We start from the raw sequence: 23,638 nt of genomic DNA on the forward strand, positions 1-23,638 counted from the left end.
CGTTGAACCAACACACCTTGTCCATGCGCCTTGAGCGTGTGGCGGCGCATGTGCCGACCGGCGCACGCCTGGCCGATATCGGCTCGGACCACGCCTACCTGCCGGTGGCCTTGATGCGTCGTGGCGCCATTGCGGCGGCTGTGGCGGGGGAAGTGGCTGCTACGCCATTTCACGCTGCCCAGCGTACCGTGAACGATAACGGCCTGGCGCAGCACATCACGGTGCGCCTGGCCGATGGCCTGGCGGCCATCGAGCCGGCCGACGCAATCACCGCCATCAGCCTGTGCGGCATGGGCGGTGAGACCATCCGCGACATCCTCGACAGCGGCAAGGCTCACCTCAATGGCCGCGAACGCCTGATCCTGCAACCCAACGGCGGCGAGCAACCGCTGCGCCAATGGTTGATGGACAACGGCTACCAGATCCTCCATGAAGAGTTGCTGCGGGAAAACCGCTTCTACTACGAAATCATCGTCGCCGAACCCACCGAGACGGTGACCTATACTGCCGAGCAGCTGTACTTCGGCCCGTTGCAAATGCAGGCGCGCAGCCCGGATTTCCTGGCGAAGTGGCAACGTATAGTGCGCGAGAAACGCAAGACACTGGCCAGCCTCGAACAAGCGCGGCAGGCCGTGCCCGAGCAGAAAGTGCAGGAGATCGTGCAGCAGGTGCAGTGGATCGATCAGTTGCTCGCCTGAGCCACATTCACGGCACTTCACCGCTACCCTGTAGTCTTCTCCTAAATCCCCCAAGGTGTTGCCCGCTATGATCACTGTTCACCACCTCAACAATTCGCGCTCACAACGTATCCTGTGGGTGCTTGAAGAACTGGGCCTGCCCTACGACATCAAACGCTACCAGCGCGACGCCAAGACCAACCTGGCGCCACCTGAACTCAAGGCCGTTCACCCCCTGGGCAAATCCCCGGTGATCGAAGACGGTTCCCGCGTGCTGATCGAATCCGCCGCAATCATCGACTACCTGATCCGCCGCCACGGCAACGGCCAACTGCAACCCGACCCGGCCACCGACGCCTACGACAGCTATGTGCAATGGCTGCATTTTGCCGAAGGCTCGGCCATGCTGCCGTTGATGCTCAACCTCTATGTGGGGCGGCTGGGTGAAGCGGGCGCACCGCTGCATCCGCGGATTGAATCGGAGTTGGCCAACTACCTGGGTTACTTGAATGATGTGCTGGGGCGCACGCCGTACCTGGTGGGCGACGAACTCAGCGGCGCAGATATCCAGATGAGCTTTATCGGTGAAGTGGCCCAGGCCCAGGGCAAATTGCAGGCGTACCCGAACCTGGCGGCGTGGGTCAAAAAGCTCCAGGCGCGCCCGGCTTACCGCAAGGCGGTGGAGCGGGGCGGGGAATATGCGTTCGCCAAATAGCCAGAGGTGAAGAGGACCAATGTGGGAGGGGGCTTGCTCCCGATAGCGGTGGGTCAGCTACAAAAATGCTGACTGACAGACTGCTATCGGGAGCAAGCCCCCTCCCACATTTGGAACCAGGTGAACCTTCGAGTCCTCCAGCGCTCACTTAAGAGGCGGCACTGGTTTTTCTCGAAAGGAATCTGCATGCACTCCACCTCGGCAACCGTCCCCGTAGAACGCGAACTGAGCCTGCGGGCGGTCATCACCGGCATCGTACTGGGGATATTGCTGACCCCCTCCAACGTCTACGCAGGCTTGAAGATCGGCTGGTCATTCAATATGTCGATCATCGCCCTGTTGATCGGCTATGGCATCTGGCAAGGCCTGGCCCGGCGTTCCGGCGAGCACCTGCCGTGGACCTTGCACGAGAGCAATATCAACCAGACCGTGGCCTCGGCCGCCGCTTCGATCATCTCCGGCGGGCTGGTCGCACCCATCCCGGCTTATACCTTGCTCACCGGCAACCAACTGGCCGCGCTGCCAATGATCGCCTGGGTGTTTTCGGTGAGCTTCCTGGGGATCTGGATCGCGTGGTACCTGCGGCCTTCATTGCTCAATGACAAGGCGCTGAAGTTTCCCGAAGGCATGGCCACCCTGGAGACCCTCCTGCACATCTACAACCACGGGCGCGAAGCCGCAACGCGCTTGAAAGTGCTGCTCGGCGCGGCGTTGTTGTCCGGACTGGTCAAGTGGGTGGATACCTTTATGTGGGCCTTCCCGCGCTGGTCGCCAAGTGCCCAGTTGGAGCGCCTGACCTTCACCGCAGACCCTTCGCTGCTGTTGCTGGGGTTTGGCGGCATTATCGGCATTCGCGTGGGCTTGACCCTGCTGCTCGGCGCCCTGCTCGCATGGGGTGGGCTGGGTCCGTGGCTGTTGGCGAACGGGCTGGTGAGCCTGCCCGCCGGCAGCAGCGGCCCGCAGTTTGCGGTGCTGGTGGAATGGCTGTTGTGGCCGGGGGTGAGCCTGATGGTGTGTTCTACCCTGGCGTCTTTGGCGATCCGATTATGGGCATTGCATCGCTCGACCCAGGCCGCTGGCGGTACGCCATGGGCGGTTCCCAAGCTCGGACCTGCCGCCGGTTTTGCCCTGGCGATCGTGCTGGTGGTAAGCCTGCAGGCGCTGCTGTTCGGCATCAACCTGGGCATGGCGCTGCTGACCATTCCCCTGGCGATCTGCCTGGCCGCTGTGGCGGCGCGGGTAGTGGGGGCCACCGGCATTCCACCGATTGGCGCCATCGGGCAACTGTCCCAGCTCAGTTTTGGCATCGTTGCGCCCGGCCAGGTGCCGATCAACCTGATGAGCGCCAATACCGCCGGCGGTTCGGCGGGGCAATGCACCGACTTGATGAATGACTTCAAAGTGGGCAAGGCGATTGGTGCTACGCCGCACAAGCAAGTGATCGCCCAGATCCTGGGGATTTTCGTCGGCAGCATCGTCGGCGTGTTCGCTTACCTGGCGTTGATTCCCGACCCTCAGACCATGCTGCTCACTGAAGAATGGCCGGCCCCGGCGGTGGCCACCTGGAAAGCCGTGGCCCAGACCCTGACCCATGGCCTGGATTCACTATCGCCGAGCATCCGCTGGGCCATCGGTATTGCCAGCCTGTTCGGCGTACTGCTGGGCCTGCTCGACAGCACGCTGCCGGCCCATCGCGCTCGCTATCTGCCGAGTGCGGCAGCCTTGGGACTGGCCTTCGTCTTGCCCGCCTCGGTGTCGCTGATGATGGCCCTGGGCGCGGTGATCACCTGGGCGGTGAGTTGTCGCTGGCCGAGCGTGACGCAACGTTTTGCGATCACGGCAGCGGCAGGGTTGATCGCTGGGGAGAGTATTACCGGCGTGGGTGCGTCGTTGTGGCAGATGCTGGGGAATGGCTAGCGGTCCAAGTCCAACAGCTGATTTACAACTCTTCACGACTTCAAAAAGCTCATCGTTATAGGCTTGGCGCTGCGACGTCTGGATCAAACCCATTCAACTGACCGTTGAGCCTACCCCATGAAACTGCCCGCCATCGCTGCCACGTTGCTCGCCTTCGCTACGCTGCATCCGTTACCCGTACATGGCGCAACGCCCATCACCCATGTCGCCATCTACCGTGGCCCGGCAGGTTGCGCGGACTGCTCGGAAAACGTGAAAACCGCCTTGCAGCGTCTTAACCCGAATTACCAGATCGACTTCGTCGGCGCCGGCGAACCCATCGACATCACCCCACACACCCTGGCCCGCTACGACCTCTACGTACAACCCGGCGGCGGCCAGGACATCCCCGGTGCCCTCGACAGTCTCGGTGATGAGCGTGCCGAGGCTATCCGCGACTATGTCGCCAAGGGTGGCCGCTACCTCGGCCTGTGCATGGGCGCCTACCTGGCAGATGACAACAACCTCGGGCTGATCCCCCAGGCGCTGGACACCGAGGTCGGCCGCCCCGGTTTTGGAGTGACCGGTATCGACGACGCTGCTGTGCGGGTGACGTGGGCCGGCCAGGCTGATCATGTGTTCTATCAGGATGGCCCGTACTTTCCCAAGGCCAGCGCTGACGCGCCCTACAAAACCCTCGCCACCTACCACAACGGCGATGTAGCAGCGGCGCGCTACGTCTACCAGAAAGGCGTTGTGGTGCTGAGCGGGCCGCATCCGGAAGCCGGCCGGGAGTGGTTTGAGAATGCCGATATCCCACTGCACAAGATGCCGCGTGGGGAGCTGTTTGGCGCGCTGATTCGCAGCGTTCAAGAGTAAGACGCGGCACCCGCTAAACCCGTGCACCGCCATCACCAATGTCGATATCAGACTCGATGATGGCGTAACCAGGCTACTTGTACCGGGCCCCGCGCACTTAAGGTGAGGGTCATTGGCCGCCTGAGCACAACAAAAACAATGATTAGCCTGACTCCCAACGATTCCAACGGTCAGCTGGCGCAGGGCTTCAAGCCCCGCCACGTGACCATGTTGTCCATCGCCGGCATTATCGGCGCGGGGCTGTTTGTAGGCTCCGGACACGCTATCGCCGCCGCCGGGCCGGCGGTGTTGCTGGCCTATTTGTTCTCCGGCCTGCTGGTGGTGCTGGTGATGCGCATGCTCGGGGAGATGGCGGTGGCGCGCCCCGACACCGGTTCGTTTTCCACCTACGCCGACCAGGCCATCGGCCGTTGGGCGGGGTTCACCATCGGCTGGTTGTACTGGTGGTTCTGGGTGCTGGTGATCCCCATCGAGGCGCTGGCCGCCGGGCATGTGCTCAACCAGTGGTTCCCCCAGGTCGATGCCTGGCTGTTCGCCTTGCTCTCGATCATCCTGCTGGTGATCACCAACCTGTTCAGCGTCGCCAAATACGGCGAGTTCGAGTTCTGGTTCGCGATGGCCAAGGTGATTGCCATCGTTGGCTTTATTGGCCTGGGTTTCAGCGTGCTGATGGGCTGGATCCCGGATCGTGAAGCCAGCGGCTTGAGCCGCTTGATGGAGGAGCACGGTGGCTTTGCCCCCAACGGCCTGTCGGCGGTGGTGGGCGCGTTCATCACCATCATGTTCAGTTTCATCGGCACCGAAGCGGTGACCATCGCCGCAGCCGAATCGAGCAACCCGGCGCAGAACATCGCCAAGGCCACACGCTCGGTGATCTGGCGCATCGGTATTTTCTACCTGTTGTCGATCTCCATCGTTATTTCCGTGGTGCCCTGGAACGACCCGCTGCTGGCATCCGTGGGCTCCTATCAGCGCGCACTGGAGCTGATGAATATCCCCAATGCCAAGTTCATGGTCGACGTGGTGGTCTTGATTGCGGTGGCCAGCTGCATGAACTCCTCGATCTACATTTCCTCGCGCATGCTGTTCTCCCTGGGCAAACGCGGCGATGCGCCACGCGCACTGAAAATCACCTCGGCGGCGGGCGTGCCCAGGGCTGCGGTGATCGCCAGCACCATCATCGGCGCGGGCATCACGCTGCTGAGCTATTTCATGCCGGCGGGGTTGTTCCAATTCTTGCTCGCCAGCTCCGGGGCCATTGCGTTGTTGGTGTACCTGGTGATCGCGATCTCGCAACTGCGCATGCGTCGGCTCCTGCTTCGACAGAACATCGAGCTGACCTTTCGCATGTGGCTGTTTCCCTGGCTGACTTACCTGGTGATCGTGTTCATCTGCCTGGCGCTGGGGGTGATGATGGTGACGCCGGAACATCGCACCGAAGTGTCTTCGACCATTGGCCTGGCGTTGGTGATTTCCTTCATCGGCCTGGTCACGGCGCGCCAGCACAATCGGGCAACCAAGCCGGTTGCGCTGGAACAGTCCTGATCCCGCGTGGAGAATCGCCGTGATGGACGCTGACGCGCCGGTTTGCCAGACCATCGGCTTTTTGCTGCTGGACCAATTTACGCTGATATCGCTGTCGTGTGCGGTCGAGCCGTTGCGCATGGCCAACCAGTTGGCCGGCGAAGAACTCTACCGTTGGCAGACCCTGAGCCTCGACGGCCGGCCGGTGTGGGCCAGTGATGGTGTATCGGTTACGCCGGATGCCTGCGCGCTGGATCAGCGTGGCTTCGATGCGGTAATCGTGTGCGGCGGCATTGGCATTCAGCAGGCCATCAGCTCTGCCCACATTGCCTGGTTGCGCAGCCAGGCACGCTTGTATTGCAAGCGCCTCGGTGCGGTGTGCACCGGCAGTTGGGCGCTGGCCCAGGCGGGTTTGCTCGACGGTTTCCAGTGCAGCGTGCATTGGGAGCTGATGGCGTCGATGCAGGAGGCGTTCAGCCGCGTGCGGGTCAGCTCCAGCGTCTTCACCCTCGATGGCAACCGCTTCACCAGCTCCGGCGGCACCGCCCCGCTGGACATGATGCTGCACCTGATCGGCCGCGACCACGGGCATGAGCTGTCGGCGGCGATTTCGCAGATGTTCGTGTACGAGCGCATTCGCAATGAACGCGACCACCAACGCGTACCGCTCAAACACCTGCTCGGCACCCAACAGCCGAAGCTGCAGGAAGTGGTGGCCTTGATGGAAGCCAACCTGGAAGAGCCCATCGACCTCGACGACCTGGCGGCTTATGTGCAAGTGTCCCGCCGCCAGTTGGAGCGCATGTTCCAGAAGTACCTGTACTGCACACCGTCGCGCTACTACCTCAAGCTGCGCCTGACCCGTGCGCGCCAATTGCTGATGCAGACGCCGATTTCGATCGTCGAGCTGGCGGTGATCTGTGGCTTCGTGTCTACGCCGCACTTCTCCAAGTGCTATCGGGATTTTTTCGGCGTGGCCCCCAGTGACGAACGCTTGGACATGCGCCTGCACCCGCCCGCCGCAGTGCGACCGGTGAGGCCAGCCCCAGTATCGGAAAGGCCCAAGGACACATTGGAGCAGGCGCGCGACGAGCCGACGTTTGCGAGTGTGCAGGTTCAAAGACGATAAGGCCGCGGTGTTAGGTATCAACACAACTTTGCGTACCCCGCTGGCCCCTGTGGGAGGGGGCTTGCTCCCGATGGCAGTGGTTCAGCCAACACATGCAGTGACTGACAATCCGCCATCGGGGGCAAGCCCCCTCCCACAGGGTTCAGCGGACGTACCTGAAGTCGTGCGCCTCAGCGCTCAAATCCACTGGTCATTCAAAGCCGTACGCTCTCCACCCTCATGCCCCGTATTCAGGATCCCTCGCGGCTCGATCATCATCAGCTTGGCTTCTCCCTCGGCCGCCGTCCTGTGCTCAATGCCACGCGGCACCACATACAACTCACCCGGCGCGACGTACACAGGGCCGTCCGGCAGGTCGATGCGCAGCGTGCCTTCGAGCACCAGGAAGGCCTCGTCGGTTTCCGGGTGCGAGTGCCAGATGAATTCGCCTTCGATGCGCACCACCTTGAACTGGTAGTCGTTCATTTCGGCGACCACCCTTGGGCTCCATTGCTGGTCGATGAGCGAGGCTTTTTGCGTGAGATTTACAGGCTGGGTGGGATGCTGTAGTTGAGTCATGCTGGATCACTCTTTTCGGTCAGAGAAGCTAGAGTATCCAAGCCGCCGGTCAATGGGCTTGTACGATCCTGCAAGGGCACTGTTGAAATGCACGTGCCTTCGACTCATCTTCTGTACCAGGAGAACGATGCACCATGGAAGATCTTGTAACCTATCGTCACGCTACTGCGTCCGACGCACTGAGCATCTGCGAACTGGGGCAGTTGCTCAACGAATTGCACCACGCTGCGCGACCGGATATCTACGCGGCAGCCACCCAGGACTTTGCCCGAGACCTGCCGCACTGGCTTGGCCTGTTCGAGAAACCCGAGCATGTAGTGTTCATTGCCCATGTCGGCCACCAAACCGTCGCATTTATTACCGCCAGCCTCTCAGCAAGCGCCGGGCCACTGATGCAGCCATTGAACGTGGTACGTATTGGTTCAGTGTGCGTCGCCGAGCGATTTTGGGGCAAAGGCATTGGGCGCGGGCTGATTGAGCGCATCAAGCAGTGGGCCATTGAAAACCATGCCCAGGACCTGAGATTGGCGGTCTGGCCGTTTAATGAGCGGGCGATGCGCATGTACACCGAATTCGGATTCGAGTCCCGTGCGGTTGAGATGGGCCTGCGCCTGTAACGGCCAGCAACCCTTGAGCTCAGCGCACCCGCGTACGACTCTGCACCGCCAGGTCCAACGCCTTTTGCATATCCAGCCGTGCCGAACGGCCCACGTCCTTGTCATTGAGTTGGTAGTTGCGCTCCGATGGCAGGATGGGCGCCGTGAGGTCCTGGGCATCGCTGCGTTCGAAATCATGGTTGTCGCCAATGGTCATGGCGCTGCGGCGCAGCAGCATGCGCAGTTGTTCGGGTTCCAGTTGCGGGTTGATCGACAGCATCGCTGCCAGCAGGCCTGCGACCATCGGCGTGGCGTAGGAGGTGCCGCAATGCACCGCGCCTTCCTCGCCGGCAGTGGCGGTGGAGGCATGGGTGCAGGCGGCGGCGGTGATGTCTACGCGCATGTCGACATTCGAAGAGCTGCGTGTGACGGCGTAAGCCGGGTCTTCAACGGCAATGTCGGTGCGCTGGTTGCGCTGGTGTGCGCCGACCACCAGCAATTGTTCGGTGATGAAGGAGGAGGGCAGGCGGTAGTCATCACTGCCCGAAAACGCCGAGCCATTGCCGGCGGAGTTCACCACGATCACGTCGGGATGTTCCTTGCGCAGCCACAGGAAAAACTCTTCCAGCAGTTCTTCATAGCCACTCATGGCGATGCCCGAGCGCACCAGGGAATCGACGTCGTTGCCATTGACGTCCTTGGTCCCGACACGATGAATGCCCCAACTCCAATTGAGCACGCGCACGCCGTCTTCCACCAGGTTGACTGACGCGGCGATGTTGGCGGTAATGCCGGCATCAGAGTTGCGGTCCACAATCACCTCAAAGCCATCGCTGGCCTTGTCCAGCCCGCGCAGAAAGCCGCTGTTGCCGCCATTATCCCAGCCTGCCGCGAGTATGCCGGTGACCGTGGTGCCGTGGCTGTCCGGCGCCTGCGTATCGCGGGCATACACGCAGGTGCGTTTGGGTGAGCAGGGGCCGAGGTAGTCGGCAAAATCCGCAGTGTCGAAATCCACCCCGCGTTCGATCACGCCGATGCGTACCGGCTTGGGCGCTATAGGCGTGTGCTGCCCGGGGATGCGCCGCTGGTAGTAAGCCACGGCGTCAAGAAAGCGGTTGGCGGCCCATTCATCAGAATCTGGCGCCGGCTTGTTTGGCTTTTCAGGGCGGGCCTGTTCGGCCTCTTCGGCTGCGGACTCTTCGATGACCACCGCATCCACGCTGGTCTCGCTGCCCAGGCGCAGCACCAGTGCATCGCGTTGCACCAGGTCCTTGGCCGGCAGGCGCAGCTGGTAGACGTTCAGTGGCGCAATGCTGCCCACCACGGTTGCGCCGTACTTGCGCGCCAGGCGCTCGGCTTCCTGGCGACCCTCGTGGTCTTCTTCAATCAATACGCTGACCAGATCGACATAGGTGGTCAACCCATCCATGTTCTTGGCGACTTCACTTGGCCCGGCGGCCACCACCTGGCTGTGGCGCAGGCTCAGCCAGGCCGCGTTGCTGGTGCGCGGGCCGTCTTCCAGCCACAGCGGGCCGCTCTGGTAGGTGGCGCTGTCCAGGTGCAGGCGCAACTGGTTGCCGTCGTGCTGGACGGCCTTCGTCGGCAATGCCTGGCCTGCCAGTTTCAACTGCGGGGTGCCAGCGCCGAGGCCGCGCACGGTCAGGCACCACTCCTGCTGACGGTTGCCCAGCAGGTCGCCACAGCGCTTGAGGTTTTCCAGGCGCAATGGCTCCTGGGCTGTGGCATACGAGCTGGCAGTAACGGTGAACAAGCTGAGGAGGGCGGCGCAGCGTAACGACATGAGCAGGGTTCCTTGCCTTTATGGCCTGCTGTTCCGACTGCACCAGGGCCTGCTTCGTTCAGCCTGCGCAACTGAACTCCCGCTGTGTGGGCTGACTCATAACGAAGGAGCAAGTGCACAGGATGGATGTGGCAATGACCCGACAACAGGCACTCAAAAGCGAAATGGGCACGGTCTTCGAAACCGACCTGCCCGCACGTCTCGACCGCCTGCCTTGGGGCCGCTTCCACACCCTGCTGGTGTTTGCCCTGGGCATCACCTGGCTGCTCGACGGCCTGGAAGTGACCCTGGCCGGCTCGGTCTCCGGCGCCTTGAAGAACAGCCCCGAGCTGCGCATGAGCAACTTCGACATCGGCCTGGCCGGCGGCGTCTACATCGCCGGCGCTGTGCTTGGGGCCCTGCTGTTTGGCTGGCTCACCGACCGCCTGGGCCGGCGCAAGCTGTTTTTCATCACCCTGTGGCTGTACATCGGCGCCACCGCCGCCACGGCGTTTTCTTTCAGCCTGGAAACCTTCCTGCTGTTCCGCTTCCTGACCGGCATGGGCATCGGTGGCGAGTACACCGCGATCAACTCGACCATCCAGGAATTCACCCCGGCGCGCTTTCGTGGCTGGGTCGACCTCACCATCAACGGCACGTTCTGGCTCGGCGCGGCCCTCGGTGCCGGCGGCGCGATTGTGCTGCTCGACCCTCAAGTGGTCGGCGGTGACCTTGGCTGGCGCCTGTGCTTCGGCATCGGCGCCGCCCTGGGCTTGATCATCCTGGTGATGCGCCTGTGGCTGCCCGAGAGCCCGCGCTGGCTGATGATCCACGGCCGGCACGACGAAGCCCGGCGCATCGTCGAAGGCATCGAAGCGCGCCTGCGCGACACCGGCCACGAGCTGCCTGCCGTCACTGGTCCAGCGCTGCGCCTGCATGCCCGCGACCACACGCCCTTGGGCGAGATCTTCCACACCCTGTTCGTCAGCTATCGTCGCCGCGCTTTGGTCGGCATGACCCTGCTCACCGCCCAGGCGTTCTTCTACAACGCGATCTTCTTCACTTACGCCTTGGTGCTGACCGATTTCTACCAAGTCCCTGCCGAAAAGGTCGGCTGGTACGTGCTGCCACTGGCCCTCGGCAACTTCTGCGGCCCGCTGCTGCTGGGGCGCTTGTTCGACGTGATCGGCCGCCGGGTGATGATCAGCGCGACCTATGCCATCTCCGGCGTGCTACTGGCGTTGAGTGGCTACGCGTTCCAACAAGGCTGGTTCGATGTGACCCAGCAGGCGCTGGCGTGGATGGTGATCTTCTTCTTCGCCTCGGCGGCGGCGAGCTCGGCATATTTGACCGTGGCGGAAACCTTCCCGCTGGAGATACGCGCACTGGCGATTGCGGTGTTTTATGCCTTCGGCACCGGGCTGGGCGGGATTATCGGCCCGACGTTGTTCGGGCAACTTATACAAACCCAGCAGCGCGGGAGTTTGCTGATTGGGTATTTGATCGGCGCAGGGTTGATGTGCGCGGCGGCGCTGGTGCAGGCGGTGTGGGGCGTGGCGGCGGAGCGCCAGGCGCTGGAGGCGGTGGCGCGGCCGTTGTCACAGGCTGAGGATTGAGGGGCGCATCACTCACCTCAGCCCACAACGCAGGCATGTGGGCTGCGCGTTAAAACATCACTGCATGCTGATGTACTGGAAATGCGCCTGCGCTTTTTCGACCGCGCTGCGCACTGCGTCTTTTTGCGCTTCATTACCGGCGTAATAGATACGCATGCCGCTCAAATCGACCGAATCAAACGCGTTCTTGATAATCGCCACGTCGAGCGCGGTACCCGCACCCATAATTAAAAAGCCGCTGTCGCCCGCGCTTTTTGCCTGCAGCAGGGCTTGCTTGAGAGCCGTTGCATTGGCGCCGCCGCCCGCAGCAATCGCCATGCTGTCACCGATCAGGCCATGACTTGGTATTTTTACACTGGGCAGGCTCACGGAGTTCTGGCCGGCAGCAAGTGTCATGACATGGGCGTCAGCGGCTTCCTGGTAAATCTGCTGGTCACTTTTACCCGATGATGCACAACCTGCCAGGGTGACCAGTAAGGCCGCGGCTATTAACGCTTTCATTGCATTCTCCTTGAAGGGGCGGGGGGCTCCGTGCGTAGGCATGATAGGGATCGGGTGAGGCAATTGCTATAGAGTCTTCCGAGTGTTGAGCATGCGAGCGACGGCCTCGGCGCGTATTCCCTATAGGAATGCAGCAGATAAAATTAATGAATTTTTCTTATCTCTGTGGGTGACGTAAGTTGCTTCAAGGCCACGGAGAACCGCCTTGAACTCGACCCCATCCAACCCTGCTGAAAAATTCGATACCTCAAGAGCCAGTGAATACGCACGCCAGAGCCGTATTGCCCTGGCGGGATATGACGCTTGCCAGGATCTGGCCGCGTGCATGCTGGCGGCAAGCCTTGGCGATGCGCCCTCGGCCAACATACTCGTGGTCGGCGCGGGCGGTACGGCGCAGGAGATCATAGCCATGGCCGGGCTCGAGCCGGGCTGGCGCTTCATGGCCGTTGATCCTTCCCAGCCGATGCTGGAAGCAGCAAGGCAGCAGTTGCAAGCCAACCACTTGCTTGAAAGAACCACCCTGCATCTTGGGCACCTCGAAGACCTGCCAGCAGATGCGTCATACGACGCCGCCACCTTGATCGGTGTACTCCACCATCTGGAGGGAGATGAGGCCAAGCGCCAGATTCTGCAATCGATCCGGGCGCATCTCAAACCGGGTGCACCGCTGATTGTCGCGGGCAATCACTATGCTTACGCCAGCCAGCCGTTACTGCTGGCGGCCTGGGGGCAACGGTGGCGCCAGCATGGATCCAGCTCGGACGAAGTAAAGGCCAAGCTTGGGAAAATCCTCCAAGGCGCCGACCCTCCACATTCCGAAGCGGCGGTTCAGAAACTGTTGCACGACGCCGGGTTTGGCGACGCGACGCGTTTCTTCAGCAGCCTTTTCTGGGGGGCCTGGTTGACGTGTAAAGCGGGGGAGTGAAAGGCCGATTTCAGATCGCCCGCACATTGGCCAATCGCCGATGCCAATCGCCGCCATGCTGGTGATGGCATTCCTCTTCGGAGTCGAAACTGACGCAACGGGCCATGTGCGTAACCTGCACGCCAGCGTCATCCAGCGCCGCGGCGGTCAGCTCGCGCATGCGTGCGTCGGCCCCGGTGGAGAGGGCGTGCTCCTTGCTCGCACGGCTGTCGAACACCCAGGTCACGCGCAGGCTTTGGGGGAAGGCGCGGTAGTCGACAGTGTGGGTCAACCAGCCGAAGCCCGGGATTTCAGCTTTCGCGATTTCGCAGGCTTCGGTCAGGGTTGCGATGAGACGGCGTTCAATACGTGCGTGGTCGCGTGAGGCAGGCGGCATAAAGGCTCCAACGGCTTATGGCTTGTCGCCCTCGCAAATGGCTTTCAGACCCAGCACGGTAGTAGGCGTCGGGCCCAGATGGGAGGTCGTGCTCACCAGCATATTGGCGCCGGTGTCACCTTCCAAGCGATAAGGTTTGCCGTTACAGACCTTTGCGGCTTTCTGATTGATATTTTCCAGCAGGCCTTCCCTGGAGTTGAAGATGCTGCCATGGCTGCTGATCATGTATTCACCCGGGGCAACTTCATTGGCGCCGGTGAATGTGCAGCCGCTCAAAGCCAGGGTGATGCATCCAAGCGAGAGTAATTTTTTCAAGTCCGTGAATCCTGGGAGTGGGTTGGGGCGTCAGGCGATAGGCTGATCAGCGCGAGGGTTATTGCAGCGAGGGGCGCAAGCGTTGCCACTCATTCCAGCAATCCTCGGCAATGATATCCGGGTAACCCCGCTCTTGTTCCATCGCCAGCGCGGTGGAGAAGGTTACCGCAATGCAAGTGGCTTGGTCGCGGATATTGCAGACTTCGACTTCGCTGAGGGGGGCGCCTTTTTTCGATTCGGCGGCTGTCAGCACGGCGGCGAGGGCGGGGACGAAAACCAGGCAGAGGGGCTCGGTGGGCATCGGCTTTATTCCTGAGTGGGGTGGGTGGCGCGCTTATTGTTCAGGGTTGATCAGTGATCTCAGCGTATGGTCCTCCCAGACGCCGGCAATTTTCAAATAGGCTCGCGCATAACCTTCCTTCTCAAACCCCAGCGATTCCAGAAGACGTTCACTTCGCACATTGCGGGGTAAATGATTGGCCATGATCCGGTGAAGGCCCAGTTGCTCAAAACAGTGACGGTTGGTGACCTGAAGTGTCTTTTTCATCAGGCCGCGACCTTGGGCCGATTCCGCCAGCGAGAAGCCGAGATGACAGGCCTGAAAAACCCCCTTCACAATGTTCGCGTAGTTACACCGCGCTAGAACCTCTCCGTTCTCGGGCTCAAGCAAGAGGAAAAACAGAGCATTGCCAGCTTGCATACTCTTTACCTGCTGCTCGACCCTGGCCTTGGCGCTGCCCGTTGTGAAATATTCCTCATCCCTGAGCGGCTCCCAGGGTTGCAGATGCCTGCGGTTAACGCGTTCGTAACGGCTGATCCGCTCGAAATCGTCACGCGACAATGGCCGAAGGCAGTAGCCCTCAACGCAATACTCCATAAACCCCTCCAGATTTATCAATGCCCCGACGCTGACTGCGTAACCGCGAAGAATAGCGCCGCTGCGCGTAAAGCGACCCCTTTCACGGCAAACAGGTCTACCATACCTGCCCCGGCAGTGGTTCCACTCGCTCCCGAACTCAATTTTTCAAGGTAGCGATAATGTCCATCGACCAGATCTCCCTCCCCAAAGGCGTAGGCCCCCACGCCGCCAAGCTTCTTGACGCTATTACTGGCGCCTCCACCCATGAAGAACTTAACCGTGCTGGCGGTAAAGCCGAGGGTTTTGTGTTGGGTTTGGAGGCTACCAAGGCGATCAAAAGCCAAATTGCAGAGTCGCTGTATGTGGCTTATGACGACGCCGCGAGCAATCGGGCGAGTGAGTTGAAGGGCTAATGTGAGTCAGTCCATGGCTGCGGGATGAGGCCATACCATCCCTTCAACTCATCAAGGGCTAATGGAATGGCACTACGACTCAGACAAGCACGTGTGACCGATCTTCCGGCCATCTACCGCGGCGAGGAGAGCTATATCCGCTGTTGGGAGCCCGAGCATGAAGCATCCTGGCGCGCCCAACTGGAACGGCACCTGACGCGTTGGGTAGATAATTTTGATCGTCTGAATGTCGCGCTTATGGGTAATACCTTCGCGGGTTACTCACTCTGGACGCCTGAGCAGCATTACGCAGAACTTTGCACTATCCATGTCATGCCAGAACACCGGCGTAGCGGGGTGGGCATGGCGCTGTTGGAAGCCTATGCCCTGGACGCGGTACAGCACGGACTCACGCAGTTGCGGCTGAGTGTGCGACCTGATAACCCCGCGAAGAGGATGTACGAGAAGGCAGGGTTTATATGCACCGGTACCGGGGCACATGATTACTTGACGTATAAGCGACACGCGTGAAGCGAACCGCTTGGTATTTTCACGGCATAAATGGATTAATGGCCCCCAGGAAGGAAAACGCCATGCCAGTAGACACCCACCCAATCCGCATTCTCTCGCAATGCCTTAGCATTGAGCCCTTCTGCGAGCAGAATGCTGTCGGAAAAATATGATTCGGTGTGTACCAGATAGCGGTGGTTTAACCCTGGATATTACGTTGGCCGATTGCTGTCCTTCACGAACGGCAGAAATCGGCCAACAGCGGACGCTCGCGGCTTAGCTCAGATCTTACGTATACAGTAATATCCGTCTGCACCGCCCAAGCTATGGAGTCGGGCTATTAGCCATGAGGATCAAGTGAATCTACAACTTGAAATTGAGAGGATCTTTGGGGGTAAAGCATTTGCCAGGCCACTTTTCTATTCCTATCCAGGAGGTCTGCGTTTTGAGCTCTCTGAAACTGGCGGAGTGATTGAGCAATTTCTAACAGCACTACGAAAATCAACAAAGATCTGCAGCGATATCTTCCTTGATGACGCGACGCTTGTTGCTTGTCTGCGCATTCATTCTGGCAGCAACCGATTTGCTCATCGGCCCCTGATTCACGCTCTTCGATCTGCCGACATTAACATACCCACGGAATTCTCAGTCTGGAGTGAGGAGATAGATCCGGAGGAATGGTTTTGCGAAAGGGAGCCGGAGTATTGGATCAACATCGCATTTGAAGCGCCTGCGACTCTGCTTCAAGCATTTCTTTGGTGTGCTTTGGCTAGGGACTTTGCCGCAATTCAGCCTAAACCCAACTGCGTTTTATACCTCTTCAATTTGAAGAAGCACGTCATGGTTTTTCCCTACGACGATAGAGGTATGGATGTGGTCGGCCCCAACAAAGATCTGCTTTCACAGCTGTATCGTCTGCATCATACATACCTGCTGGATTACGACCGACACACGATGGACACCACATTTGCAGGGCCTGCGCGCTAGCCTCATTGCTTACATTGGAGCTGAAATCGTGCCCACAGCCCACATGGCCACCGTCTCCTTTGGGTCGGAAGGGGTCGATCGCGAGCAGCGATGTCAGCCGTCCGCAGCTTCCTGCCAATCGTCGAGGCCGGATGCCGCAAGGCCGTCTCACAGGTATCACGATGAGTCAGAAAGCTCGCTTATGTGACCTTTTCAACAAAGTTGCTCGATGCGGCCTTTAACCCTATTGTTCTCTGCAATCCGGTCGATACAAAACCAGCTCGTCTCCCTTCCAGTCTTTTTGCCGTCGGTGTGAAGTTGATTAAATCCTCTGTAATCTCATGCCTAGCATTGCTGACCGGTTGCGTTGGTCACTACCAGCAGCCAGCGCCGGACGCAGCGCATGCAACACTGGAGGCCAAGTGGGGCAGTAACAATTTAGTATCTGGGGGCTCTCAAGCGTTTTACGCGTTTTATGATAACAACTGCAATGACACGGAAGAGACCGGCGTACTGGGTGGAATTTCAGCGTCGAACCCCGAAATTAATCGTTTTTTGATCAAACCTGAGAGACGTATTTACCTGAACGCTCTCAGTACGGGCGTAAAAAATCGCAAGACCACTGATGAGTCACTTATTCACAAAAGTTGTTTGACCATCCGCAGCTTCATCCCCCACACGGGAGCGACCTATCGGATAACCTTGTCGACTCCTGACTCCGGCTGTTCATTAGAAGTGATAGATGTACAAACAGGAAAAGTGCCAGACACCCTCATGGTCGAACCAGTTTCAAAGGAATGTGGTTTGAACTAGTCCCGCGTTGTAAGGGTGCCAGACCGCGAACAACCGACTCAGGCAGGTATTAACCGGTAGCTGAGGGATTTGCTTCTCAACCCGTAGCAACCGCAGAGACGTTGAGCCGTTACTTTCCGAACTGTTTCGTTCTGTGCAGAGCCTTTTTTCGGCCTGAAGCCCATTGACCTAAACCAGTGGGAAAAGTGAGCGGCTGTGCACTCAGCAACGGTTGGACCGCCTGCAATTGGCCGACTGCGTCCCTTCACGACAGGCACCAACCGGCCAGAAGCGGACCTTCATCGTCCGAATTGAAAGCCCACGTTTTTTACCTCAGGGATTTGTAACTCCTCTGCCAAATTTGCTGGCAAGCATTTCCCGTACAGCACCGACCAAATGAGACTCGCCAGCACGCGCAGGTAACAGGCTGAACTCAACATCGGGTAAAGTCGGCAAGCGGAGGGCCGGCCGGCAAACCTCTGCCCCCAGCGGAACCGCGGAGGCATTCAGACAAGCGACGCCCAGCCCTGCCATCAGTGCTGATTGCAGCCCTGCCACTCCGGACGCGGAATGGGCAATCACATAAGGCACTTTGTGTGCGTCCAGCGTCTCTCGAGTTAGGCGTTGGAGGCTGCATCCCTCCGGCAGCACCAAAAGTGGCAACACGCTATCTTCTTCACCCTTCGGCTCTAACCCCGAGGCTGATACCCAATGCAATGCTTCCCGACGCACCGGAATACCCTCGGGAAAGCTGCGGCCGTCGAGTATGCGCATTGAAAGGCCGATATCAAAGTCTCCAACATCTGCCCCGCCCTCTATTTGCAGGCTCTTTCGCACCGACACATGCACTCGAAGGCGTGGGTAGCTCAGGCGCAGTTGTTTCAATAACTCAGCAATCGAGCCAGGTAAGAAGTAGTCGGTGATTGCCAATCTTAATTCGCCGGCGAACGTCACTCCACGTACGTCTTCAAGAGCGCGATCACTCAAGGCCAATAGTTCTCGTGCATGCGCCATCAATCGCTGCCCCGCCGGCGTAGGCCGAACCCCCTTTTTGCCCCGTTCCAGCAGCGTTACCCCGGTGAATGCTTCGAGCTTACGTAATTGTTCGCTCAACGCCGATTGCGACCGGCATAAGTGCGGCGCTGCTTTCGAAAGGCTGCCTGAATCGATGGCAACGGTGAAAGATCGCAAGAGATCCAAGTCAAGGGGTCGCATGTTCATCCTGCTGTTTTTACGATAGATAGATGCATATCTTCCGGCTTTTCAGCGGCATCGCAACTTCTTACTCTGCGCTGGACATTCATTACCCGCAAAGGAGTTCAACATGCCCGGCATTACACTCAAGATTTCTGGCGAGCCAAACCTTGACCTGATCCATAGCATCGTCCCCAAACTCACCACTCTGACCTGTGAACTACTGGAAAAACGACCGGATCAGACATTGGTAATGGTGCAGTTCCTTCCTCATGCGCAGTGGTTCATCGACAGTCGTTCGCTGGCCCAACAAGGGCTTAACTCCTTCCGTCTGGAGGTCACCATCACAGATGAAACCAATACCAAGGCCCAGAAGGCACGCTTTCTGCGCGAGGCTTTCGAACTGTTGGCAACAGAAATAGGAAATGTACATGCGCACTCAAACATCCATGTGATCGACTGCCGTGCCAGTGCCTACGGCTATGGTGGGTTGAGCCAGGAGTACAAGCTCCATCACCCTTACTCCCCAGATTCACCTCGTCCGGCATAAAGGAGTTCACATAGGTACTGACTTCGGTGGGATGACCGCTTTGGGTCGGTAGTAGCCTGTGGCTACCGGACAGACGCAGCTCTGTCAGCTCGCTTAGCCTCTAAAGCCCGGCGAGCGTTGAGCTTTTAGGCGTGCTGATGCGTAAGGCGGCAGAGTAGTCGTAGCGAACGTCAGGATTCTGCCCCTGGCGTATGGCCGAAATACGCCTTATAGGCATGGTTGAAGTTGGCAGGGTTGGCGTAGCCCATACGGTGGGCAATCTGTGCCACGTGCCATTTGCCCTGGCGCAGCAGATTGCGCGCCAGTTCCAGGCGCTGTTGGCGTACGTAATCGAGCATCGACTGGCCGTATACCCGGCTGAACGCACGTCTCAAAGTGGTTTCACCCACGCCCAGTTCCCGTGCCAGCGCCAGAGTGCCGGGTGGGTTCATCAGGTCGGCGTCGAGCTTGAAGCGCGCTTCGTGTGCCAGGTCCGCATGGCTGCGCAACGCGGCCACAGGTTTGGCCGGCTGTGGCGCCAGATGCGTCGCCAGCTCGACCAGCACGGCCAGGCTCAGGCTTTCCTGATTCAGTCGTTCCAACGTCCCCTGGTAGGGCGAGTGATAAAGGCGCTCGAACAAACGCCCGACGATACGACAGCCGTGCAGTTCTGAAAAGTGCATGCCATCGTCGAGTAGCCTGGCCAGCGATTGGAGTGACGGGTCTTCTTCGGCCAATTCGCGTAGATAGTCGCCGCCGATGCGCAGCCCGGCCATGCGCGCACGGCTGCCGGCAGGCATCTGGTCCATGGCTTCCATGCTTTCGCTCAAGCCCAGCACATGAGGCGCGCCGAGCGTGTATTCATTTAGCCGACCGTCTACCCGATGCTGCCATTGCCCACCCAGTACCTGCACGATGCACATGCTGTCGGGCAGCACCTTGTGGATGCGTAACGGTTCGGGGAACTGCAAATCGCAGTCGAAATACTGCAGGTGTGACCGCACCGTCTGCGCGCGGTAATGGCCGATCGCGCTGCCCATGACCTGCCGTGCGCTGGCATCGAATACACCGGCCTGGTCCAGGGCCTCCGGGTGATCGAAGCAGAAGTGGGTGTCCATATAGGGGTTGCGGCGATGCATTGGCAAAAGCGTCCGTCAGAGCTGGTGGGCAGCGTTGCATGATATCGACATCGGGCGGCCCGATCAGTTGTTGTGAGTCACGGCCTTATTGTTGTGCGCCACGGCCGGACCGCTTGGCAGGCGCCGCAGCTTTGATTTCAATGGTTGGCTTTGAACTGTCGAGGAAGCCATAAATGTTGATGTATCGCAAGTGGGCAGCGCTGCTGGGCTTGGTTCTGGCTGTGATCGCGGGAGTCGCCCATGCTGACAACCGCCCGGAAGTCGCGGAAAAAGTGCTGGCCTATACCGGCGAAAGCGGCGTGAAAGTCTGGACCCTGCGCATCGGCGCGCGCAGTGACAATCAGGCGCTGGTGCAAGTAGAGGGCGTGGACCATGACTGGAACATGAAGATCCAGAAGATGGCCGTGGAAAAGACCAGCAAAGACACCCGCTATTCCACCACCGTGGACGGCCAAAAATTCGTGGTGCTGGTGCTGCAACGAGGTTGGGGCGAGCTATACCTGCCTGGCGAATCGCAGGCGCTGAACGTCGGCTATGACGAGTTCCTGTCCAGCCAAGGCAATGCACAGGCTTTTTTGACCGATTATTTGCAGGCCAACTGAGCCATGGGCCGATTCGCGCGGTGGTCGTGGCCGCTGACGATGTGGCTGCTGCCGCTGGTACTGATGGGCTGGGCCAGTGTGCAAAGCGGGCGCGTCGATGACGTGCTGCGCCAAGCACAGAGTATCGGCAGCGACTACGCCTGGCTCCGCGTGCGTCAGGTGCTGGCTGGGTTGGCCTACTGGCTGGCCCTTGCCGCGTTGGTGGCCGGGCCTGCGACGTGGCTCAAGCTGAGGCTGGATGCTTGGCGCGCGCTGAAGTCCAGGGATTTTCTCTACGACCGCCTATTCCTCTGCTGGCACGCCTTGGGGCATTGGCTGGTGGCGTATACCGGATTGTTGATGGGCGCGTTGGCCCTGAGCCTGTTGTATGAACTGAACTGGGGCTGGAGCCACTTCAAGACCGGTGGCTGGTCCATGCTGCTGGTGGCGGTGCCGCTGGTTGCCGTGCTGTGGGCGGGATGTTTGTTGATCGGGCGTCTGCGCCAGCAATGGGATGCCATGGGCAGCCCGTCCTCGACGCTTCTGGGGCAAAGGATCGGGCGTGACAAGGCCCCGGCCTTGTGGGCATGGATTGAACAACTGGCCACAGCCACCTGCGCGCCGGTGCCCGACCATATAGTGGTGGGCATCGACCAATCGTTTTTCGTCACCAGCGTCGATGTGGTCCTGCAACCGGCCTGCGACTTGCTCTGCGGGCGTACCCTTTACCTGCCGCTGACCTACCTCTCGACCCTGAGCCAGGCCGAGACCGCGTCGATCATCGGTCATGAGCTGGGCCATTTCAGCCGCCGCGACACCGAGCGGGGCAGCGAGATAAGTGCGCAGTTCAGCCTGATGTGCCTGCACTTTGCGTTTATCCGTACTGAGGATGCCGACCCGGCCTGGATCGAGCGCCCGGCGATCTGGATGACGCAACGTTTCCTGCATTACTTTCAACTGGCGGTGCATCACTGGGGCCGCGCTCAGGAATTGGTCGCGGATCGGGTGGGTGGCAACATCGGCGGTGAGCGCCTGTTCTGCCAGGCGCTGTTACGGGTGATCGCGTTGGACGGTGAAATCAACACGCTGCTCGCCGAGCGTCACTCCAACCTGATCCAGGCCTTGGCCGACCACCTGAGCCACACGCCGCTGCGCCTGAAAGAGGCGGCACTGGACTACGCCATCGCGCACCCTTTCGATACACACCCGCCGACGGCATTACGGCTCCAGCAACTGGGCGTAACCCTGGATCAGACGCTGCTGGCCGAGGCCACCCGTGTGCCCACCGAACACGACCGGCACTGGTTCAGCCAACTCACCCGTACGGCGTCGCCGGCTGCCACGCAGTCCGAATCACCGCCAATACCAACCGTCCAAGGAGAATGACCCATGACCCAACCCTTCGATCCGCTATCGGATCTCGCCAGCACACTCAGCCAAGAATATGCCGACTCCCGCGACGCCCAGCGCGAGCGTGCGATCGCCGAACTCGAGCAAGTTATCCAGCGCGTACCCGAGCAGACCGAATTCACCAACTCGCGCCGGTACAAGGTGCGCGGCCCGCTGTTTTTTCTGATTGCCCTGGGTTTGCTGGGGCTCGCCTTGAATCGCGGGGGCACCGGCCTGACCGTCTGTGCGGCGGTGATAGCGGTGGTGTGTGGATTGATCACTTGGCAGCACCGCAACGCCGGGCAACACGCGTTTATGCGCTTGACCCGCCGCCAGCTGTTTGCGGACACCCTGAGCGCACCCTTGGATCTGGTGGACATTGTCGACGTCTCCGTCAGTGAGGAAGGCTGGCTGACGGTGCAGAAACTGATGTTGCGTCCCGATGCGCCCCTGCCTGTTCATCGCTCCGCGCGACAGCTGTTCGGCAACCAGGCCCTGGCCCTGAAAAAGCCCCAGCCGCAGATCCGCATCCAATCTGCCGGCCTGATGCATGAGGGCGTTACCCTGGATTGCGACCAGATCGCAGACATCCTCAACGCCTATTGCAAAGCAGCCCACGCACAACAACATCTCGATGCGCTGCGCCAGTAAAAAACGGGGTCAGACCACGATGGGAAATCGGCTTTTACTTGTTCAAAGGCGTCGCCTGATGATACGAAGCACTTTCATATTCCTTTTGGCTGCAGGCGTTGGCTGCGTGCACGCTGCCGAGAAGGTCCCGTTGGCGCGCGAAATCAAGGACTGGATTATCGGCTGCGATAACACACGAACATGCACGGCCATCAGTGCCGTGCAGCAGCGCGATGACACTGGCTTTTCAACCTTCAGCGTACGAGTCACACGTGAAGCCGGCCCTCAGGGCGCCTTGCATGTCGGGGTGTTCAGCTATACAAAACCCCGCGGCCAGCCAACACTTGATGACAAACCGCTGAAGTCTCAATTTGAGCCTGGCGAACTGAAAGAAGGCGATACCCACGAGGTGTATGCGCTGAACGGTAAGTCTGCCCAAGCCCTGATCACCGAGTTGCGCGACGGGAACTACCTGGTGCTGCCGCTCGAGGAGGGCAAGTCGTACGCATCGCTAAGCGGGATGAGTGCGGCGCTGTTGCTGATGGACTCGGTTCAGGGCCGGGTCGGCACCCAGGACGCACTGATCGCTAAGGGGCCGGCGCCCGCTAGCAGCGTGCCGCAAGCCTCTGCCGCTGCGATAGCGCCCAGTTGGCAGGCACCTGCCGCGCTCACTCTGGAAAAAGCAAAAGAGATCACGGATGCCGTGGTGGTTGCCACGCGTAGGGCATGGCAAGAAGATCTAGATGAAGGAGCCGCGCCAAAAACCAAAGCGTACGCATTGAGTTCAGATCAAGCGCTAGTGATCATCGAAACCGGCTGTGGGGCCTACAACTGTTTCTACAATATTTACCAAGCGCCTCTGGACCACCCGGAGCAGGCGCGTGCAGCGCTGATCGCCGAAGTGCCAAACCTGCCGGAAAGAGAGCCCCAGGGCTTCGTAGAGTTTGATCCGGCCACGGGTGAACTTAGCAGTCAGGTAAGGGCGATGAGTATGGGTAATTGTGGCACTGCGCTGCGCTGGCGTTACGATGGTAAGGGTTTCACGCTGACGCATGCGGCTGAAATGATCCCGTGCATGGGGCTGGATCAGGTGTATTGGCCTGTGCTGTGGCGTACCCAAGCAAGCAGCTGATACTGTCGGATATACCACCATGCTGACGTTCCTGATTG

General features: G+C 59.9%; 27 protein-coding genes. 18 read left to right on the forward strand and 9 right to left on the reverse strand.

The genetic code is table 11. The annotated features are described in order from the left end of the window. Nucleotides 1–2: 2 nt before the first annotated feature. From NMB39_RS09520 to gbdR, 6 genes are all read left to right on the forward strand, one after another. Nucleotides 3–698 carry a tRNA (adenine(22)-N(1))-methyltransferase gene (locus tag NMB39_RS09520; RefSeq protein ID WP_494339360.1) on the forward strand — a complete coding sequence of 232 codons (696 nt, stop codon included), beginning with the start codon at nucleotides 3–5 and terminating at the stop codon, nucleotides 696–698. 67 nt (nucleotides 699–765) lie between these two features. Beyond that, nucleotides 766–1,392, forward strand: a complete 627-nt coding sequence (locus tag NMB39_RS09525; RefSeq protein ID WP_198720836.1) for a glutathione S-transferase family protein — start codon at nucleotides 766–768, stop codon at nucleotides 1,390–1,392. Nucleotides 1,393–1,578: 186 nt separating this feature from the next. After that, nucleotides 1,579–3,309 (forward strand): OPT family oligopeptide transporter, encoded by a 1,731-nt coding sequence (locus NMB39_RS09530; protein WP_494339359.1) that lies wholly within the window; start codon nucleotides 1,579–1,581, stop codon nucleotides 3,307–3,309. 117 nt (nucleotides 3,310–3,426) lie between these two features. Then, nucleotides 3,427–4,167 carry a BPL-N domain-containing protein gene (locus NMB39_RS09535; RefSeq protein WP_494339358.1) on the forward strand — a complete coding sequence of 247 codons (741 nt, stop codon included), beginning with the start codon at nucleotides 3,427–3,429 and terminating at the stop codon, nucleotides 4,165–4,167. 138 nt (nucleotides 4,168–4,305) lie between these two features. Beyond that, nucleotides 4,306–5,712, forward strand: coding sequence for an amino acid permease (locus NMB39_RS09540; RefSeq protein WP_057024590.1), 1,407 nt, complete (start codon nucleotides 4,306–4,308; stop codon nucleotides 5,710–5,712). A 22-nt stretch (nucleotides 5,713–5,734) separates the two neighbouring features. Next, nucleotides 5,735–6,820 (forward strand): choline metabolism transcriptional regulator GbdR, encoded by a 1,086-nt coding sequence (gene gbdR, locus NMB39_RS09545; protein WP_494340601.1) that lies wholly within the window; start codon nucleotides 5,735–5,737, stop codon nucleotides 6,818–6,820. A 177-nt stretch (nucleotides 6,821–6,997) separates the two neighbouring features. On the opposite strand, the gene NMB39_RS09550 is transcribed toward gbdR, so the two are convergent. Further along, on the reverse strand, nucleotides 6,998–7,378 hold the full coding sequence (locus NMB39_RS09550; protein ID WP_057024592.1) for a cupin domain-containing protein: 381 nt from the start codon (nucleotides 7,376–7,378) through the stop codon (nucleotides 6,998–7,000). A 134-nt stretch (nucleotides 7,379–7,512) separates the two neighbouring features. Here NMB39_RS09550 and NMB39_RS09555 point away from each other — a divergent pair, with 134 nt between their 5' ends. Beyond that, nucleotides 7,513–7,995 (forward strand): GNAT family N-acetyltransferase, encoded by a 483-nt coding sequence (locus NMB39_RS09555; RefSeq protein ID WP_057024593.1) that lies wholly within the window; start codon nucleotides 7,513–7,515, stop codon nucleotides 7,993–7,995. Between the two features lie 19 nt (nucleotides 7,996–8,014). On the opposite strand, the gene NMB39_RS09560 is transcribed toward NMB39_RS09555, so the two are convergent. Further along, nucleotides 8,015–9,775, reverse strand: coding sequence for a S8/S53 family peptidase (locus tag NMB39_RS09560; RefSeq protein WP_494339357.1), 1,761 nt, complete (start codon nucleotides 9,773–9,775; stop codon nucleotides 8,015–8,017). 134 nt (nucleotides 9,776–9,909) lie between these two features. Here NMB39_RS09560 and NMB39_RS09565 point away from each other — a divergent pair, with 134 nt between their 5' ends. Then, the gene (locus tag NMB39_RS09565; protein WP_367236576.1) at nucleotides 9,910–11,370 is read left to right on the forward strand and encodes an MFS transporter; all 1,461 of its coding nucleotides are present in this window, start codon (nucleotides 9,910–9,912) and stop codon (nucleotides 11,368–11,370) included. Between the two features lie 57 nt (nucleotides 11,371–11,427). Here the strand turns inward: NMB39_RS09565 and NMB39_RS09570 are convergent, their stop codons facing one another. Then, a complete protein-coding gene (locus NMB39_RS09570; protein ID WP_198720831.1) occupies nucleotides 11,428–11,871 on the reverse strand; it encodes a putative periplasmic lipoprotein in 444 nt (147 codons plus the stop codon). Between the two features lie 205 nt (nucleotides 11,872–12,076). Here NMB39_RS09570 and NMB39_RS09575 point away from each other — a divergent pair, with 205 nt between their 5' ends. Continuing rightward, complete coding sequence (locus NMB39_RS09575; protein ID WP_306958411.1) at nucleotides 12,077–12,796, forward strand: class I SAM-dependent methyltransferase; 720 nt, start codon at nucleotides 12,077–12,079, stop codon at nucleotides 12,794–12,796. 10 nt (nucleotides 12,797–12,806) lie between these two features. Here the strand turns inward: NMB39_RS09575 and NMB39_RS09580 are convergent, their stop codons facing one another. From NMB39_RS09580 to NMB39_RS09595, 4 genes are read right to left on the reverse strand one after another with little or no spacing between them, the layout of a single operon-like run. After that, entirely contained in the window at nucleotides 12,807–13,172 is a 366-nt protein-coding gene (locus NMB39_RS09580; protein ID WP_494339356.1) for a hypothetical protein, read from the reverse strand. A 15-nt stretch (nucleotides 13,173–13,187) separates the two neighbouring features. Next, on the reverse strand, nucleotides 13,188–13,487 hold the full coding sequence (locus tag NMB39_RS09585) for an META domain-containing protein (RefSeq protein ID WP_043047549.1): 300 nt from the start codon (nucleotides 13,485–13,487) through the stop codon (nucleotides 13,188–13,190). A 58-nt stretch (nucleotides 13,488–13,545) separates the two neighbouring features. Further along, nucleotides 13,546–13,788, reverse strand: coding sequence for a hypothetical protein (locus NMB39_RS09590; RefSeq protein ID WP_057024598.1), 243 nt, complete (start codon nucleotides 13,786–13,788; stop codon nucleotides 13,546–13,548). 33 nt (nucleotides 13,789–13,821) lie between these two features. Continuing rightward, nucleotides 13,822–14,364, reverse strand: a complete 543-nt coding sequence (locus NMB39_RS09595; RefSeq protein ID WP_057024599.1) for a GNAT family N-acetyltransferase — start codon at nucleotides 14,362–14,364, stop codon at nucleotides 13,822–13,824. Nucleotides 14,365–14,525: 161 nt separating this feature from the next. Here NMB39_RS09595 and NMB39_RS09600 point away from each other — a divergent pair, with 161 nt between their 5' ends. The 4 genes from NMB39_RS09600 (at nucleotide 14,526) to NMB39_RS09615 (ending at nucleotide 17,027) form a co-directional block, all read left to right on the forward strand. Further along, nucleotides 14,526–14,759: a hypothetical protein gene (locus NMB39_RS09600; RefSeq protein ID WP_020302473.1), complete on the forward strand. Its 234-nt coding sequence runs from the start codon at nucleotides 14,526–14,528 to the stop codon at nucleotides 14,757–14,759. 66 nt (nucleotides 14,760–14,825) lie between these two features. Beyond that, a complete protein-coding gene (locus NMB39_RS09605) occupies nucleotides 14,826–15,269 on the forward strand; it encodes a GNAT family N-acetyltransferase (RefSeq protein ID WP_124401323.1) in 444 nt (147 codons plus the stop codon). A 336-nt stretch (nucleotides 15,270–15,605) separates the two neighbouring features. Further along, a complete protein-coding gene (locus tag NMB39_RS09610; RefSeq protein WP_494339354.1) occupies nucleotides 15,606–16,235 on the forward strand; it encodes a DUF3885 domain-containing protein in 630 nt (209 codons plus the stop codon). 183 nt (nucleotides 16,236–16,418) lie between these two features. Beyond that, nucleotides 16,419–17,027, forward strand: a complete 609-nt coding sequence (locus NMB39_RS09615; protein ID WP_231989012.1) for a hypothetical protein — start codon at nucleotides 16,419–16,421, stop codon at nucleotides 17,025–17,027. Nucleotides 17,028–17,339: 312 nt separating this feature from the next. On the opposite strand, the gene NMB39_RS09620 is transcribed toward NMB39_RS09615, so the two are convergent. Then, nucleotides 17,340–18,221: a LysR family transcriptional regulator gene (locus tag NMB39_RS09620; protein ID WP_082636710.1), complete on the reverse strand. Its 882-nt coding sequence runs from the start codon at nucleotides 18,219–18,221 to the stop codon at nucleotides 17,340–17,342. Between the two features lie 109 nt (nucleotides 18,222–18,330). On the opposite strand from NMB39_RS09620, the gene NMB39_RS09625 reads away from it, so the two are divergent. Beyond that, on the forward strand, nucleotides 18,331–18,750 hold the full coding sequence (locus NMB39_RS09625) for a tautomerase family protein (protein ID WP_046071936.1): 420 nt from the start codon (nucleotides 18,331–18,333) through the stop codon (nucleotides 18,748–18,750). 170 nt (nucleotides 18,751–18,920) lie between these two features. Here NMB39_RS09625 and NMB39_RS09630 read toward each other — a convergent pair whose 3' ends face one another. Beyond that, nucleotides 18,921–19,868, reverse strand: coding sequence for a helix-turn-helix transcriptional regulator (locus tag NMB39_RS09630; RefSeq protein ID WP_057024603.1), 948 nt, complete (start codon nucleotides 19,866–19,868; stop codon nucleotides 18,921–18,923). Between the two features lie 173 nt (nucleotides 19,869–20,041). On the opposite strand from NMB39_RS09630, the gene NMB39_RS09635 reads away from it, so the two are divergent. The 4 genes from NMB39_RS09635 (at nucleotide 20,042) to NMB39_RS09650 (ending at nucleotide 23,600) form a co-directional block, all read left to right on the forward strand. Beyond that, nucleotides 20,042–20,470, forward strand: coding sequence for a hypothetical protein (locus tag NMB39_RS09635; protein WP_494339353.1), 429 nt, complete (start codon nucleotides 20,042–20,044; stop codon nucleotides 20,468–20,470). 3 nt (nucleotides 20,471–20,473) lie between these two features. Beyond that, complete coding sequence (locus tag NMB39_RS09640; protein ID WP_494339352.1) at nucleotides 20,474–21,835, forward strand: M48 family metallopeptidase; 1,362 nt, start codon at nucleotides 20,474–20,476, stop codon at nucleotides 21,833–21,835. A gap of 3 nt (nucleotides 21,836–21,838) precedes the next feature. Beyond that, complete coding sequence (locus tag NMB39_RS09645) at nucleotides 21,839–22,489, forward strand: hypothetical protein (RefSeq protein ID WP_046071939.1); 651 nt, start codon at nucleotides 21,839–21,841, stop codon at nucleotides 22,487–22,489. 106 nt (nucleotides 22,490–22,595) lie between these two features. After that, nucleotides 22,596–23,600 carry a DUF1176 domain-containing protein gene (locus NMB39_RS09650; protein ID WP_494339351.1) on the forward strand — a complete coding sequence of 335 codons (1,005 nt, stop codon included), beginning with the start codon at nucleotides 22,596–22,598 and terminating at the stop codon, nucleotides 23,598–23,600. The last annotated feature ends 38 nt before the right edge of the window (nucleotides 23,601–23,638 follow it).

The sequence above is a fragment of the Pseudomonas sp. FBCC-B545 genome (assembly GCF_059134095.1).